13 protein-coding genes are annotated in these 15,305 nt (G+C 63.1%); 11 read left to right on the top strand and 2 right to left on the bottom strand.

Annotation, left to right across the window (positions count from 1 at the left end; translation table 11 throughout):
• Window positions 1-75: 75 nt before the first annotated feature.
• The 4 genes from AC1M7R_RS17575 to AC1M7R_RS17560 all read left to right on the top strand — a co-directional run bounded on the left by AC1M7R_RS17575 (window position 76) and on the right by AC1M7R_RS17560 (window position 5,390).
• Window positions 76-2,670, top strand: a complete 2,595-nt coding sequence (locus AC1M7R_RS17575; RefSeq protein WP_490609777.1) for a TonB-dependent receptor — start codon at window positions 76-78, stop codon at window positions 2,668-2,670.
• 176 nt (window positions 2,671-2,846) lie between these two features.
• The gene (locus tag AC1M7R_RS17570) at window positions 2,847-3,437 is read left to right on the top strand and encodes a biliverdin-producing heme oxygenase (RefSeq protein ID WP_076405285.1); all 591 of its coding nucleotides are present in this window, start codon (window positions 2,847-2,849) and stop codon (window positions 3,435-3,437) included.
• A 117-nt stretch (window positions 3,438-3,554) separates the two neighbouring features.
• Entirely contained in the window at window positions 3,555-4,007 is a 453-nt protein-coding gene (locus AC1M7R_RS17565; RefSeq protein ID WP_490609776.1) for a YbaN family protein, read from the top strand.
• Between the two features lie 36 nt (window positions 4,008-4,043).
• Complete coding sequence (locus AC1M7R_RS17560) at window positions 4,044-5,390, top strand: CoA transferase (RefSeq protein ID WP_490609775.1); 1,347 nt, start codon at window positions 4,044-4,046, stop codon at window positions 5,388-5,390.
• Between the two features lie 139 nt (window positions 5,391-5,529).
• On the opposite strand, the gene arcD (AC1M7R_RS17555) is transcribed toward AC1M7R_RS17560, so the two are convergent.
• Window positions 5,530-6,957, bottom strand: coding sequence for an arginine-ornithine antiporter (gene arcD, locus AC1M7R_RS17555; RefSeq protein ID WP_072398892.1), 1,428 nt, complete (start codon window positions 6,955-6,957; stop codon window positions 5,530-5,532).
• Window positions 6,958-7,353: 396 nt separating this feature from the next.
• Here arcD (AC1M7R_RS17555) and arcD (AC1M7R_RS17550) point away from each other — a divergent pair, with 396 nt between their 5' ends.
• The 6 genes from arcD (AC1M7R_RS17550) (at window position 7,354) to AC1M7R_RS17525 (ending at window position 12,988) form a co-directional block, all read left to right on the top strand.
• Window positions 7,354-8,781, top strand: a complete 1,428-nt coding sequence (arcD, locus tag AC1M7R_RS17550; RefSeq protein WP_072432130.1) for an arginine-ornithine antiporter — start codon at window positions 7,354-7,356, stop codon at window positions 8,779-8,781.
• Between the two features lie 25 nt (window positions 8,782-8,806).
• On the top strand, window positions 8,807-10,063 hold the full coding sequence (arcA, locus tag AC1M7R_RS17545; protein ID WP_072399312.1) for an arginine deiminase: 1,257 nt from the start codon (window positions 8,807-8,809) through the stop codon (window positions 10,061-10,063).
• Window positions 10,064-10,130: 67 nt separating this feature from the next.
• Window positions 10,131-11,141 (top strand): ornithine carbamoyltransferase, encoded by a 1,011-nt coding sequence (locus AC1M7R_RS17540; RefSeq protein ID WP_072431156.1) that lies wholly within the window; start codon window positions 10,131-10,133, stop codon window positions 11,139-11,141.
• An 82-nt stretch (window positions 11,142-11,223) separates the two neighbouring features.
• A complete protein-coding gene (arcC, locus tag AC1M7R_RS17535) occupies window positions 11,224-12,153 on the top strand; it encodes a carbamate kinase (protein ID WP_490609774.1) in 930 nt (309 codons plus the stop codon).
• Between the two features lie 64 nt (window positions 12,154-12,217).
• Window positions 12,218-12,577: a DUF5064 family protein gene (locus AC1M7R_RS17530; RefSeq protein WP_072387693.1), complete on the top strand. Its 360-nt coding sequence runs from the start codon at window positions 12,218-12,220 to the stop codon at window positions 12,575-12,577.
• Window positions 12,578-12,811: 234 nt separating this feature from the next.
• Window positions 12,812-12,988 (top strand): hypothetical protein, encoded by a 177-nt coding sequence (locus tag AC1M7R_RS17525; RefSeq protein WP_165887752.1) that lies wholly within the window; start codon window positions 12,812-12,814, stop codon window positions 12,986-12,988.
• Between the two features lie 7 nt (window positions 12,989-12,995).
• On the opposite strand, the gene AC1M7R_RS17520 is transcribed toward AC1M7R_RS17525, so the two are convergent.
• Window positions 12,996-13,889, bottom strand: coding sequence for a helix-turn-helix domain-containing protein (locus AC1M7R_RS17520; RefSeq protein WP_092181834.1), 894 nt, complete (start codon window positions 13,887-13,889; stop codon window positions 12,996-12,998).
• Window positions 13,890-14,051: 162 nt separating this feature from the next.
• Here AC1M7R_RS17520 and pobA point away from each other — a divergent pair, with 162 nt between their 5' ends.
• Complete coding sequence (gene pobA / locus AC1M7R_RS17515; protein ID WP_072387697.1) at window positions 14,052-15,242, top strand: 4-hydroxybenzoate 3-monooxygenase; 1,191 nt, start codon at window positions 14,052-14,054, stop codon at window positions 15,240-15,242.
• The last annotated feature ends 63 nt before the right edge of the window (window positions 15,243-15,305 follow it).

Below are 15,305 nucleotides of genomic sequence, written 5' to 3'. Positions count from 1 at the left end.
TATAGCCAATGCAATTGATTCGCATCTACAGATGCCGATCTGCACCTATAACAGATGCGACACGGAGCGCTATCGATGTCCTCTCGCCATACTTGCCGGTTCCTTGCCCCTACCCGCACGTTGTCATTGCTGACCGCCGCCATCCTGATGGCCGGCAGCGTCCCGGCCGCCCTGGCCGCCACCGCCACGCGTTCGTCGACTCACAACATGGGCGACTACACCTTCGCCATCGCCCAGCAACCGCTGGTCTCTGCCCTGAATGCCTTTACCGCCGTCACTGGATGGCAGGTGGGCCTGCCGGCCGAACTGGCCGACGGGGTCGCCTCGCCCGGCGTGAACGGTTCGCTATCGCCGGAAAAAGCCCTCGAGCGCCTGTTGGTGGGGACCAACCTGAGCTATCGCAAACTGGGCAGCAACAACGTGGTTCTGGAAAAGAGCAGCGCCGGCAGCGTACTGAACCTGCAACAGGTGACTATCAGCGCCACCCGCCAGGAACAAGCCATCGCCAGCGTGCCCAGCACCGTCACGGCCCATGACCGCCAGGCCCTGGACCGCAACAACGTCAACACCCTCAAGGACCTGGTGCGTTACGAACCCGGTGTCTCGGCGGGGGGTGCCGGCCAGCGTGGCGGCATCAGTGGCTATAACATCCGCGGCATCGACGGCAACCGGATCCTGACCCAGGTCGATGGTGTGGAAATACCCGACAGTTTCTTCAACGGCCCCTATGCCAAGACCCAGCGCAACTATGTCGACCCGGAAATCGTCAAGCGCGTGGAGATCCTGCGCGGCCCGGCCTCGGTGCTGTACGGCAGCAATGCCATCGGCGGTGCCGTCAGTTACTTCACCCTGGACCCGGACGACATCATCAAGCCCGGCAGCGACGTCGGCGCCCGGCTGAAAACCGGCTACAGCTCCGCCGACGAGAGCTGGCTCAAGTCCGCCACCGTCGCCGGCCGCAGCGGCGCATTCGATGGCCTGCTGCACTACAGCCAGCGCGACGGCCACGAAACCGAATCCTATGGCAGCCACAATGGCACCGGCCTGGACCGCACCGCGGCCAACCCGGAGGATGTACGCACCCACAACGTCCTGGCCAAGCTGGGCTGGAACTATGACGATGATGCGCGCCTGGGGCTGGTCTACGAGAAGTACAAGGATGACCGCGACAGCGATCTGAAAAGCGCCTATGGCGGCCCGTATGCCAACGGCCAGCCGGCCATTCCTCCCGCCGTGCTGCCCGGTGGCATGTACCAGTGGCGCACCGGCAACGACACCATCAGTCGCGAGCGCTTCGGCCTGGAACACAGCTTCGCCCTCGACAGCCTGCTGGCCGACCGCGTGAAGTGGAGCCTGAACCACCAGGTCGCCAAGACCGACCAGAGCACCGCCGAGTTCTATTTCCCCATCACCCGCCAGGTGCTACGCACCCGGGATACCCTCTATGAAGAAAAACAGTGGGTATTCGACGCGCAGCTGGAAAAAGCCTTCAGCATCGCCGAGACCGACCACGCGCTGACCTACGGCACCACCCTCAAGCAGCAGAAGGTGACCGGTTCGCGTAGCGGCAATGGCGTCTGCCTGGCGGTCGGCGTGGGCTGCCCGACCGTCGGTGCCATCAGTACCCGTGACGTGCTGGCAAAAGCCAGCGATTTCCCGGACCCGACCATCAATACCTACAGTCTGTTCGCCCAGGACCAGATCAGCTGGGAAAAGTGGACCTTCACCCCGGGCCTGCGCTACGACCACACCCGACTCAAGCCGCACCTCACCGAGGAATTCCTCAACACCGTCGACCCCACCAGCGGCGGCGAAGTCAGTGACAGCAACAAGACCTGGCATCGCGTTTCGCCCAAGTTCGGCCTGACCTACGCGTTCACCGATCAGTACACCTGGTACGGCCAGTACGCCGAAGGGTTCCGAACCCCGACCGCCAAGGCCCTGTACGGGCGCTTCGACAACCCCGGTGCCGGCTATAGCGTGGAACCCAACCCCGACCTGGAACCGGAAAAAAGCAAGAGCTACGAGACCGGCCTGCGGGGGCGTTTCGATGCCGGCTCCTTCGATGTGGCAGTGTTCTACAACAAGTATCGCGATTTCATCAACGAAGACGCGATCACGCCCGGGGCGGACCAGCTGACCTTCCAGAGCAATAACATCAAGCACGCCACCATCAAGGGCGCCGAGGTCAAGGGGCGCCTGGACCTGGACGTGTTCGGCGCGCCGCAGGGCCTGTATACCCAGGGCTCGGTGGCCTATGCCTATGGTCGCAACGACGATACCGGCCAGCCGATCAACAGCGTCAACCCACTGACCGGGGTGTTCGGCCTTGGTTATGACCAGGACGGTTACGGCACCCTGCTCAGTTGGACCCTGGTCCGGAAGAAGAACCGCGTCGACGACAGCAACTTCAACTCCCCCGATGGCGTCAGCAGCCAGTTCAAGACCCCAGGCTTCGGCATCCTCGACCTGACCGGGTTCTACAAAGTGACCGACGACGTCACCGTCAGTGGCGGGCTCTACAACCTTACCGACAAGAAGTACTGGCTGTGGGATGACGTGCGCGGCTACGACAGCGTCGGCGAGGCCGCGGTGCTGAGCCCCGCCAACCTCGATCGCCTGACCGCGCCCGGACGCAATTTCGCAGTGAACCTGATCTGGGACATCTGACGATATCCCAGGCAACACAGCTCCCGTGGCGAGGGGATTGATCGCCGCTGGGCGCGCAGTATCCCGAAATGTCTATCTGGCACTTCAGATGATCGGAGGCGTTTTAGGAGCGGCTGCGCGCCCCGCCCGGGGACAAATCCCCTCGCCATCAATGTGCTTACTCAAAGGAATTTTTCATGACCACAGAACGCCCCATCACACGCTCCCAACGCCTGAACCAGATCACCCACGAGCCCCACAGCAGACTCGACGCACTGGTCAAGGCCCACGCCCCGTTCGAAACCCCGGCCAGCTTCGCCCGCTTCGTCGTCGCCCAGTACCTGTTCCAGTCGGAACTGGTGGCCCTGTACAACGACCCGCAGTTGTCCGCGCTGATCCCCGACCTGTCGGCCCGCTGCCGCGCCGAAGCGGCCAAGGCCGACCTGGCGGACCTGGACACGCCGGTGCCGGCACCCGTGAACGGCGCGGTGAGGCACCCGACCCAGGCCGAGGCCCTGGGCTGGCTGTTCGTCTCCGAGGGGTCGAAACTGGGGGCTGCGTTCCTGATCAAGCGCGCCGTGGCCCTGGGCATGAACGAAACCTTCGGCGCCCGTCACCTGGCTGAACCGGCAGGCGGCCGCGCCGAAGGCTGGAAAACCTTCACCCGAACCCTCGACGGCCTGGTCTTCAGCGAACGACAGGAAGCCGAGGCGGACAAAGGCGCGCTGGATGCATTCAACCGCTTTACCGTGCTGCTGGAACACGCCTATGCGGCCGAGCCGGCTTGAACACATCGCCATCCCCTCAGGGAGCGAACCGGCTCGCGGTGACGGCCACCCAGTCGGCACATAGGCGCCTGTCAGAGCGCTATCGCGAGCAGGCTCGCGCCCATGAGGGAACCGTTCATGCTTGAACCAGGACACACGAACCGCAGCCCCTCGAAAGCCGCCCGGCTGTTCTTCACGCTCCTGGCCTATGCCAGCCTGGCCATCGGCCTGGTCGCCATCGTCGTGCCTGGCCTGCCGAGCACCGAGTTCATCCTGCTGGCCGCCTGGGCCGCGACGCGTGGCTCGCCGCGCCTGAGCGCATGGCTGGAGAATCATCGGTGGTTCGCAGCGATGCTGCGCAACTGGCGCAACGGCAAAGTCATCGCGCGCAGGGCCAAGTTCGGCGCCACCGCCAGCATGCTGCTCTGCGCCGGGCTGATGCTGGCGCTGCTCGATCACCGCTGGCCGGTTTACCTGGCATTGCTGGGAATGGGTTTAGGCAACCTCTGGATCTGGTCCCGCCCGGAACACCCTCCGGACAAGGATGCTAGCGCCCGCTGGGCGGTGAAGCGCCGCCCTGCGGATTTTTGATCTATGCTCGCCCTTTCATTGTGCGCAGGGCCTTCGATGACCGATCAGCTCACGTCCATGCAAGCCGCCCTTGGCTTGCCCATGACCCCGATCCCCTTCACCGACGAAGGCGCCTTGCCCTCGGCATTCGCCGTCACGGAACTGGCCTGCGCCAGCATCGCCGCGGCCGGCCAGGCTGTCGCCGAACTGCTTCACCAGCAAACCGGCCGGCGTCCCTCTTTGGAAGTCGACCGGCGACTGGCCTCGTTCTGGTTCTCCACGTCCTTGCGCCCCCTTGGCTGGAGCGTGCCGCCGATGTGGGACCCGGTGGCTGGCGACTACGCCACTGCCGATGGCTGGATCCGCCTGCACACCAACGCGCCGCATCATCGCCTTGCGGCGGAAAAGGTCCTGGGCGTCTGCCGTGATCGCGACGACATGGCAAGCAAGGTCGCTCTCTGGAACAAGGCCGAACTGGAACAGGCCGTGGTGAATGCGGGCGGTTGCGCCGCCGAAATGCGCCCGTGGCAGGCATGGCAGGGCCATCCCCAAGGCAAGGCGGTGAACGCCGAACCGCTGGTGCACTTCGACGCCAGCCTCGATGCCCGGCCTGGCCCCTGGCTCGGTACCGTGGCGCGACCACTGGCGGGACTCAAGGTGCTGGACCTGACCCGTGTGCTGGCCGGTCCCATTGCCAGCCGCTTCCTCGCGGGCCTGGGGGCCGATGTCCTGCGCATCGATCCACCGAGCTGGAACGAGCCTGGCGTGGTGCCGGAAGTGACCCTGGGCAAACGCTGCACCCGCCTCGACTTGCATCGAGCCGACGACCGTGCAGTGTTCGAGACTTTGCTCAAGGATGCCGACATCCTCTTGCACGGCTATCGCGCCGATGCCCTGGAACGCCTGGGTTATGGCGCCGCGCAACACCAGCAATTGGCCCCCGGGCTGATCGATGTGAGCCTCAACGCCTACGGCTGGAGCGGCCCTTGGCAGAACCGACGCGGCTTCGACAGCCTGGTGCAGATGAGCAGCGGCATCGCCGAAGCCGGCATGGGTTGGAAACAGGCCGACAAACCGACACCCTTGCCGGTGCAGGCGCTGGATCACGCCACGGGATACCTGATGGCGGCCAGCGCCATCGTGCTCTTGTCCCGTCGCCTGGCGAACGGCCCAGGCGGCTCGGCACGCCTGTCCCTGGCACGCACGGCAAAACTGTTGATCGAACACGGCGCGGGCGCCCAGACCGCGCTACGACCCGAGAACAGCGCCGACCAGGGGTTGCTGGTGGAACAAACGCCCTGGGGCCCGGCCCATCGGTTGCAGGTGCCGCTGAGAATCACCGGTACGCCTTTGCAATGGGCAGCGCCAGCGACCGAACTGGGTGCCCATCGCCCGCAATGGTGATGGCCGCCCAATCGCCAGCGAACCGTGCCAGCGTGTCGATCCATTGTGGCAAGGGGGTTTCCCCCTGGAACGTGCACGCTTCGTTAAATCCCCTCACCACACTGACGGTCTCTAACTTGCCAGAAAGGCAACCTTCGCCTCACAACGCCAAAAATCCACTGTACAACCCATACGCCGCCAACCCCGCCCCGGCCATCACGCAGGCGAAAATGCCTTTCTCCACATGGGTGAACAACGGCTGTCCCTGCTCGCGCTTGGCCTGGGCGAACAGGATGACGCCCGGCGCATACAGCAGCGCCGACAGCAGCAGGTACTTCACGCCGCCGGCATACAGCAGCCACACCGCGTAGCACAGCGCAACGCCACCGATGCACAGGTCTTTCATCCGCTGGGCCGAAGCCTGCCCATAGGTTTCGCCCCGGGCGCAAAGCAACACCGCATAGGCTGCCGACCACAGGTACGGCACCAGGATCATCGACGACGCGAGGTAGATCAGGCTGGTGTAGGTGCCTGCGGAAAACAGGGTGATCAGCAAAAACAACTGGATCATGCCATTGGTCAACCACAGCGCATTGACCGGCGCACGGTTGGCATTTTCCTTGGTGAGGAACGCCGGCATGGTCTTGTCCCTGGCGGTCGCGTAGAGAATCTCGGCGCACAGCAGCGCCCAGGACAGCAGCGCCCCCAACAGCGATACCGTCAGGCCCACGCTGATCAGCAGGGCGCCCCAGGGGCCGACCACATGCTCCAGCACGCCGGCCAGGGACGGGTTCTGCAGTTGCGCCAATGCAGGCTGGCTCATGATGCCCAGCGACAGCACGTTCACCAGCACCAGCAGCGCCAGGACCCCGAGGAAACCGATCACGGTGGCGCGGCCGACGTCCGCACGTTTTTCCGCTCGTGCCGAATAGACGCTGGCGCCTTCGATGCCGATGAACACGAATACCGTGACCAGCATCATGTGGCGCACCTGGTCCATCACGCTGCCCAGGTCCGGGTTCATCGTGCCCCAGATATCCCGGGTAAACACCTCGGCCTCGAACGCCACGGCGGCGATGACGATGAACACCAGCAGCGGCACGACCTTGGCGACAGTGGTCACCAGGTTGATGAACGCCGCCTCCTTGATGCCGCGCAATACCAGAAAGTGCACCGCCCACAGCAGCAGCGATGCGCAGGCGATGGCCACAGGGGTATTGCCCTGGCCGAACACCGGATAAAAATACCCCAGGGTGCTGAACAGCAGGACGAAATAACCGACGTTGCCCATCCACGCACTGATCCAGTAGCCCCAGGCCGAAGAGAAACCCATGTAGTCGCCGAAACCGGCCTTGGCGTAGGCGTAGACCCCCGAATCCAGGCCAGGTTTGCGGTTGGCCAGGGTCTGGAAGACGAAAGCCAGGGTCAGCATGCCGACGGCGGTGATGGTCCAGCCGATCAGCACCGCGCCGACGTCGGCCCGGGCGGCCATGTTTTGCGGCAGGGAAAATATCCCGCCGCCGATCATCGACCCCACCACCAGCGCGATCAGCGCACCGAGTCGTAACTTTTCAATCGGCTGAGGCATCTTTCTCTGACCCATTAAGTAGATAAATGCGACATAACGTTCTTGAATAACGTCACCCGCAAAAAGTCCAAGGGACTTATTACCCCAGTATGTTCAGGACAACAATAAAGAAAGGCCAGGACAGCCGATTATTTTTGTCATGAAGGCAGGGTTCAAAATAGTTGCGATCCAAAAAAAATCAACTAGCGTGAATTGTCCCGCCAGGAAAATACGTCCCTTTCAAACCCATCCAAAGCTTCTAGAACGGGCCTTGCACGAACATTCACGGGCATCAGGCAAAACACTTAACCCCTTCATTAACAATGGAATGTTGTCATGCACTGATCCAGATCAGGTATTCAACTTCCAAATCGACTTAGCCTGTTGACTCTCTTCTCCTGCATTGGAGTCTTACAAATGTCTAACACCCCTGGAAAACTTCGATTGGGTGCATTGGTTGCACTGGTTGTCGGCTCCATGATCGGTGGCGGGATCTTTTCCCTGCCGCAGAACATGGCCGCCAGCGCCGATGTCGGAGCGGTACTGATCGGTTGGGCCATCACCGCCGTCGGCATGCTGACCCTGGCCTTCGTCTTCCAGACCCTGGCCAACCGCAAACCCGACCTGGACGGCGGCGTGTATGCCTACGCCAAGGCCGGTTTCGGCGACTACATGGGCTTCTCCTCGGCCTGGGGCTACTGGATCAGCGCCTGGTTGGGCAACGTCGGTTATTTCGTCCTGCTGTTCAGTACCCTGGGCTACTTCTTCCCGATTTTCGGCGAGGGCAACACCGTGGCGGCGGTGATCGGTGCCTCGGTGCTGTTGTGGGCGGTGCATTGGCTGGTGCTGCGCGGCATCAGGGAGGCGGCGTTCATCAACCTGGTGACCACCGTCGCCAAGGTCGTGCCGCTGTTGCTGTTCGTGCTGATCGCGCTGTTCGCCTTCAAGCTCGAGATCTTCACCCGGGACATCTGGGGCACGATGAACCCCGACCTGGGCAGCGTGATGAACCAGGTGCGCAACATGATGCTGGTCACCGTGTGGGTGTTCATCGGCATCGAGGGGGCGAGCATCTTTTCCGCCCGCGCCGAGAAACGCACCGACGTGGGCAAGGCCACCGTGATCGGCTTCATCACCGTGCTGCTGTTCCTGGTGCTGGTGAACGTATTGTCCCTGGGCATCATGACCCAGCCGGAACTGGCCAAGCTGCAGAATCCATCCATGGCCGCGGTGCTGGAGCACGTGGTGGGCCACTGGGGTGCGGTGCTCATCAGCGTCGGCCTGATCATCTCGCTGCTGGGCGCCCTCTTGTCCTGGGTGCTGCTGTGCGCCGAGATCATGTTCGCCGCCGCCAAGGACCACACCATGCCGGAGTTCCTGCGCCGCGAGAACGCCAACCACGTACCGGCCAACGCCCTGTGGCTGACCAACGCGATGGTCCAGCTGTTCTTGATCATCACCCTGTTCTCGGCCAGCACCTACCTGTCCCTGATCTACCTCGCCACCTCGATGATCCTGGTGCCGTACCTGTGGTCGGCGGCCTACGCGCTGCTGCTGGCGGTGCGTGGCGAGACCTACGAGGGCTTCGCGGCCGAGCGGCGCAAGGACCTGGCCATCGGCGCCATCGCCCTGGTCTACGCCGTCTGGCTGCTGTATGCCGGCGGGATCAAGTACCTGCTGCTGTCCGCCCTGCTCTACGCCCCCGGCGCGATCCTGTTCGCCAAGGCCAAGCGCGAGCTGGGCAAACCGGTTTTCACCTCTGTCGAGAAGCTGATTTTCGCCGCAGTGGTCGCAGGCGCCCTGGTGGCGGCCTATGGACTCTACGACGGCTTCCTGACCCTGTAGCGACTGTTCAACTGGAGGATGTGTAATGACCACGGAAAAAGTGAAGTACGGCGTTCATTCCGAAGCCGGCAAACTGCGTAAAGTCATGGTGTGCTCCCCAGGCCTGGCTCATCAGCGCTTGACCCCGAACAACTGCGACGAACTGCTGTTCGACGATGTGATCTGGGTCAACCAGGCCAAGCGCGACCATTTCGATTTCGTCACCAAGATGCGCGAGCGCGGCATCGATGTGCTGGAGATGCACAACCTGCTGACCGACATCGTCGCCATGCCCGACGCCCTGGACTGGATCCTGCAGCGCAAGATCACCGCCAATTCGGTGGGCCTGGGCCTGGTGAATGAAGTCGGTTCGTGGCTGCGCAGCCTGGAACCGCGCAAGATCGCCGAATTCCTGATCGGCGGCGTCTCGGCCGACGACTTGCCGGACAGCTTCGGTGGCAAGACCATCCAGATGTTCCGCGATTTTCTCGGCCACTCCAGCTTCATCCTGCCGCCGCTGCCCAACACCCAGTTCACCCGCGACACCACCTGCTGGATCTACGGCGGCGTGACCCTGAACCCGATGTACTGGCCGGCGCGTCGCCAGGAGACCCTGCTGACCACCGCCATCTACAAGTTCCACCCCGAGTTCACCCACGCCGACTTCCAGATCTGGTACGGCGACCCGGACCAGGACCATGGCAACGCCACCCTCGAAGGCGGTGACGTGATGCCCATCGGCAATGGCGTGGTGCTGATCGGCATGGGCGAGCGCTCGTCCCGCCAGGCCATCGGCCAACTGGCGCTGAACCTGTTCAAGCACAAGGCCGTGGAACGGGTGATCGTCGCCGGCCTGCCCAAGTCCCGTGCCGCCATGCACCTGGACACCGTGTTCAGTTTCTGCGACCGCGACCTGGTGACCATCTTCCCCGAAGTCGTCGGCCAGATCGTCGCCTTCTCCCTGCGGCCCGACGAGAGCAAGCCCGGCGGCATCGACGTGCGCCGCGAGGAAGGCAGCTTCCTCGACACCGTGGCCGCCGCCCTCAAGCTGCCGGCGCTGCGGGTGGTGGAAACCGGTGGCAACAGCTTCGCCGCCGAGCGCGAGCAATGGGACGACGGCAACAACGTGGTGGCCATGGAGCCCGGCGTGGTGATCGGCTATGACCGCAACACCTACACCAACACGCTGCTGCGCAAGGCCGGCGTGGAAGTGATCACCATCAGCGCCAGCGAACTGGGTCGCGGCCGCGGCGGCGGCCATTGCATGACCTGCCCGATCATCCGCGACCCCATCGACTACTGACCTTCGAGCCTGGGCGGCATCGACCCGATCCCGCCCAGGGGATAACCGAAACCCAAGGAGATCCATCATGGCTTTCAACATGCGCAACCGCAGCCTGCTGAGTTTGATGCACCACACCAACCGCGAGCTGCATTACCTGCTGGACCTGTCCCGCGACCTCAAGCGCGCCAAGTACACCGGCACCGAGCAACCGCACCTCAAGGGCAAGAACATCGCGCTGATCTTCGAAAAGACTTCGACCCGCACCCGCTGCGCCTTCGAAGTCGCAGCCCATGACCAGGGCGCCCACGTCACCTACATCGACCCGGTGTCGTCGCAGATCGGTCACAAGGAAAGCATGAAGGACACCGCCCGCGTCCTGGGGCGGATGTTCGACGCCATCGAGTACCGCGGTTTCGAACAAGAGATCGTCGAGGAACTGGCCAAGTTCGCCGGCGTGCCGGTGTTCAACGGCCTGACCGCCGAATTCCACCCCACCCAGATGATCGCCGACACCCTGACCATGCGCGAGCACAGCGACAAGCCGCTGCATGACATCAGCTACGCCTACCTGGGCGACGCACGCTACAACATGGGCAACTCGCTGCTGATGATCGGCGCCAAGCTGGGCATGGACGTGCGTATCGGCGCACCGAAAGCCCTGTGGCCGCACCAGGATTTCATTGACCAGTGCCAGGCCTTCGCCGCCGAAAGTGGCGCACGCATCACCATCACTGAAGACCCGAAAGAAGCCGTCAAGGGCGTGGACTTCATCCACACCGACATCTGGGTCTCCATGGGCGAGCCGGTGGAAGCCTGGGACGAGCGCATCGAGCAGTTGCTGCCCTACCAGGTCAACGCCCAGATGATGAAAGCCTCGGGCAATCCCCGGGTGAAATTCATGCACTGCCTGCCCGCGTTCCACAACAGCGAGACCAAGGTCGGCAAGGACATCGCCGGCCGCTACCCGCACCTGGCCAACGGCGTGGAAGTGACCGAGGACGTCTTCGAGTCCCCGGCCAACATCGCCTTCGAGCAGGCGGAAAACCGCATGCACACCATCAAGGCGATCCTGGTGTCGGCATTGGCGGATATCTGAATGCCCGACGCGAATCACTGTGGGAGCAAGCTCGCTCCCACAGGGGCTACGTTGCTCATCACATTTTTAGAAGGACAGCATCATGCGCATCGTCGTTGCCCTGGGCGGTAACGCCCTCCTGCGTCGGGGTGAGCCCATGACCGCAGACAACCAACGCAGCAACATCCGCACCGCGACCGAGCAGATCGCCAAGATCCATGCCGGCAACCAGCTGGTCATCGCCCACGGCAACGGCCCGCAGGTCGGCCTGCTGTCATTGCAGGCGGCGGCCTACACCTCGGTCACACCCTATCCGCTGGACGTGCTGGGGGCCGAAACCGAGGGCATGATCGGCTACATCATCGAACAGGAACTGGGCAACCTGCTGGACTTCGAAGTGCCGTTCGCCACGTTGCTGACCCAGGTGGAGGTGGACGCCGACGACCCGGCCTTCCAACACCCCACCAAGCCCATCGGCCCGGTCTACGACAAGACCGAAGCCGAAAGACTCGCCGCCGAGAAAGGCTGGGCCATCGCCCCGGACGGCGACAAGTACCGCCGGGTGGTGGCCAGCCCACGACCCAAGCACATCTTTGAAATCCGTCCGATCAAGTGGCTGCTGGAAAAAGGCAGCATCGTGATCTGCGCCGGTGGCGGCGGCATCCCGACGATGTACGACGCCCACGGCAAGCTGCAGGGCGTCGAAGCGGTGATCGACAAGGACCTGTGTTCGGCGCTGCTGGCCCAACAGCTGGAGAGCGACCTGCTGGTGATCGCCACCGACGTCAACGCCGCGTTCATCGACTACGGCAAGCCAACCCAGAAAGCCATCGCCCAGGCCCACCCGGACGAAATGGACAGGCTCGGCTTCGCCGCCGGCTCCATGGGACCCAAGGTCCAGGCAGCCTGCGAATTTGCCCGCAACACCGGCAAGGTCGCGGTGATCGGCGCACTGGCGGACATCGATGCCATCGTCCAGGGCACTGCGGGCACGCGTATCAGCACGGCCACTGCCGGCATTACTTATCGATAACGGGAAACTTGCGGGGCAGATCCGAGGTCTGCCCTACTCCCACGCCTTCGAAGGAGAGACGCTTATGGCCATGTTCCAGCCCGGTCACCTGCATATGGAGCGCCATGCGCTGAACAAGGACGACTTCAGCTACAACCTCTGCATCGATTACGAAATTGCCCAGGACCCCAAGGAGGGCCGGGGCATGTCGTTTCGATTGCACGGCACGGTGGAAGACAAGAGCGTGGACGAGACGTTTTTCCTGGCCAGGGACCAGGCCTTCGACTTCGCCCGCCATGCCACGCGCATCGCGCAGAAATATGGCCTGCCCAAGCAGGCGAGCATTGGCTCGATGCACAAGTACTACGACGAAATGTTCGACGATGTGCGCAAGCAGTTGGACATCAAGCCGGGCGAGCCCATGAAGCCAGAACACCTGGCATAACCCGGTCAAAAGCCCCCCCAATCCCCTGTGGGAGCGAGCTTGCTCGCGATAGCGGTTGATCGGTCGAGACACAGAGTGACTGACCCACCTTGATCGCGAGCAAGCTCGCTTCCACAGGAGCTATCAGTGCCCTGAATATCGGGTTAAACACACCCACTGCCTGACTGGCAACCCGCCACGGCTGACCTATGCTGAAAACAGTACCCCCGGGGTATTCGTTCAGAGGTCACCGCCATGAACATCAGAACCAAAAGGCGCCTCGCCGTTTTCGTGACCTGCGCCGCCACGCTTGCGCTGTATGGAACGGCGGCTTATCGGGTCGAACAGGCCAGGCAGCAGCCCCGCGAATACGCCAGCTGCAACCTGGAGCGCTGCATTCCCCACAACGCGACTCTGAACGCCCTGCGCTGAAGCGGACTCAGTCGTCCTGCTGATCGGTCTTGAGGCGGTCTCGGAAGGCCTTGGGTGAAATGCCTACCCGCCGGCGGAACAGGCGAGTGAAGTTGGTCGGGTCGGAAAACCCGAGCAACTCGGAGATCTCGTAGATGGTCATGCCGGTGTAGGTCAAAAGCCGCTTGGCCTCCAGCAGCTGACGCTCGTGCATGATCTGCAGGGCCGGTTGCCCGGCCAGCTCGCGGCAGGTGCCGTTGAGGTGCGAGACCGAGATGCCCAGGCGATGGGCCAGGTCTTCGACCTTGACGTGCTGGCGATAGGTTTCTTCCACCAGCTGGATGAACCCGTTGAGGTATTCCCGGGCCCGCTGCGGACGCTGGGCCTTGGTGCGCCGCTGCATCACCTGGCGACTGACCCAGACCATGATCACGCTGACCAGCGCATGCATGAGCATTTCCCGGGCCGGCTGATGGCCCATGTACTCGTCCTGCAAGGCACTGAACAGGCTGTTGAGGTATTCGGCGTTGTCCCCGGCCGGGTAGCTGTCGGCCTGGGCCAGGATATTCACCGAATGGCCCAGCTGCGCCTGGAGGTGCGTCACCAGCGGTGCCGCCAGGGTCACCACATAACCCTGCACATCCTCGGAAAAACGAAAGCCGTGGACCGACAGCGGCGGCAGGATCTGCACCGCCGGCGGTTCGAGCTGCGTACGCTGACCCTCGATTTCCAGCTCCGCCTGGCCCTTGTAGACGAACAGCAACTGACAGAGATCGGCATGCCGGTGGGGCTTGATCTCCCATTGATGCTCGCGGCTGCGCTTGGAAATGGTTTCGCAGTGCAGAAGATCCGGCGTCGGCCAATCCTGGCTTTCGCCGTAGAGCTTGAACACCGGGATCGAAGGCAGGTCGGTTGTTTTCATAACGAGGATCGGCCTCGGGTTGCGGGCGATAATCGCACCGATTGGCAGAAAGTACAGGAATCGGCTCAGTTTTCCCCTTCAATCGACAGGTTCGCAAGCGAAAAATGCACGTACCCATCATCACCGACCCCGGTCGCGTGCTTCGTGAGAGCCATAACAACAATGAAAACCCTCAAGACTCAAGTCGCCATCATCGGCGCCGGCCCCTCTGGACTGCTGCTTGGCCAATTGTTGCACAATGCCGGAATCGACACGTTGATCCTCGAACGCCAGACCCCGGACTATGTCCTGGGCCGCATTCGCGCAGGGGTGCTGGAACAAGGCATGGCCGAGCTCCTGCGCCAGGCCGGCGTCGGCCAGCGCATGGATGCCGAAGGCCTGCCCCACGACGGCTTTGAACTGGCCCTCAATGGCCGTCGAGTGCACATCGACCTCAAGGGCCTGACCGGCGGCAAGAACGTGATGGTCTATGGCCAGACCGAGGTGACCCGCGACCTCATGGCTGCGCGGCAATCCAGCGGCGGCCGCACGCTGTACGAGGTCGAAAAGGCCCAGCCCCATGACATGCAGACCGAGCACCCCTTCGTCACCTTCGAGCATCAGGGGCAGGCCTGGCGCCTGGACTGCGACTACATCGCCGGCTGCGACGGCTTCCACGGCGTGGCGCGCCAGTCGATCCCGGCGGAAAACCTCAAGGTCTTCGAGCGGGTCTACCCGTTCGGCTGGCTCGGCATCCTGGCCGACACGCCACCGGTCCATGAAGAGCTGGTCTACGCCCGCCACGAACGCGGTTTTGCCCTGTGCAGCATGCGCTCGCGAACCCGCACCCGCTATTACCTGCAGGTGCCCGCGCAGGAGCAGGTGGCCGATTGGCCGGATGAACGTTTCTGGGCCGAACTCAAGCGTCGCCTGCCCGCCGACCTGGCCGAGGCGCTGGTGACCGGCCCCTCCATCGAAAAAAGCATCGCGCCACTGCGCAGCTTCGTGGTCGAGCCCATGCAATACGGGCGCATGTTCCTGGTGGGGGACGCTGCCCACATTGTCCCGCCCACCGGCGCCAAGGGGCTGAACCTGGCGGCCAGCGACGTCAGCACGCTGTTCAACATCCTGCTCAAGGTCTATCGCGAAGGACGCGTGGATCTGCTGCAGCAGTATTCGGCCATCTGCCTGCGGCGGGTCTGGAAAGCCGAGCGCTTCTCCTGGTGGATGACGTCGATGCTGCACCGCTTTGACGACGATGCCTTCGACCAGCGCATCAGCCAAGCGGAGCTGGAATACTTCGTCGACTCCGAGGCCGGGCGCAAAACCATCGCGGAAAATTATGTCGGACTTCCTTATGAGGCTATCGAATAGCTGGCTACCGACTTAAACTGCGGGCTTCGTTCCATTCGCCAGGGCATTCGTGTGAAGCCCGCA

Source organism: Pseudomonas sp. MS01C9 (assembly GCF_058202755.1).
This window is presented reverse-complemented; position numbering and strand designations above follow the sequence as displayed.

Coding starts and splice junctions, on each gene's coding strand:
- arcD (WP_072398892.1), bottom strand. CDS start 6,957: ATGCCTCAGCCGATTGAAAAGTTACGACTCGGTGCGCTGATCGCGCTG.
- AC1M7R_RS17575 (WP_490609777.1), top strand. CDS start 76: ATGTCCTCTCGCCATACTTGCCGGTTCCTTGCCCCTACCCGCACGTTG.
- AC1M7R_RS17530 (WP_072387693.1), top strand. CDS start 12,218: ATGGCCATGTTCCAGCCCGGTCACCTGCATATGGAGCGCCATGCGCTG.
- AC1M7R_RS17540 (WP_072431156.1), top strand. CDS start 10,131: ATGGCTTTCAACATGCGCAACCGCAGCCTGCTGAGTTTGATGCACCAC.
- AC1M7R_RS17520 (WP_092181834.1), bottom strand. CDS start 13,889: ATGAAAACAACCGACCTGCCTTCGATCCCGGTGTTCAAGCTCTACGGC.
- pobA (WP_072387697.1), top strand. CDS start 14,052: ATGAAAACCCTCAAGACTCAAGTCGCCATCATCGGCGCCGGCCCCTCT.
- AC1M7R_RS17560 (WP_490609775.1), top strand. CDS start 4,044: ATGACCGATCAGCTCACGTCCATGCAAGCCGCCCTTGGCTTGCCCATG.
- AC1M7R_RS17565 (WP_490609776.1), top strand. CDS start 3,555: ATGCTTGAACCAGGACACACGAACCGCAGCCCCTCGAAAGCCGCCCGG.
- arcA (WP_072399312.1), top strand. CDS start 8,807: ATGACCACGGAAAAAGTGAAGTACGGCGTTCATTCCGAAGCCGGCAAA.
- arcD (WP_072432130.1), top strand. CDS start 7,354: ATGTCTAACACCCCTGGAAAACTTCGATTGGGTGCATTGGTTGCACTG.
- arcC (WP_490609774.1), top strand. CDS start 11,224: ATGCGCATCGTCGTTGCCCTGGGCGGTAACGCCCTCCTGCGTCGGGGT.
- AC1M7R_RS17570 (WP_076405285.1), top strand. CDS start 2,847: ATGACCACAGAACGCCCCATCACACGCTCCCAACGCCTGAACCAGATC.
- AC1M7R_RS17525 (WP_165887752.1), top strand. CDS start 12,812: ATGAACATCAGAACCAAAAGGCGCCTCGCCGTTTTCGTGACCTGCGCC.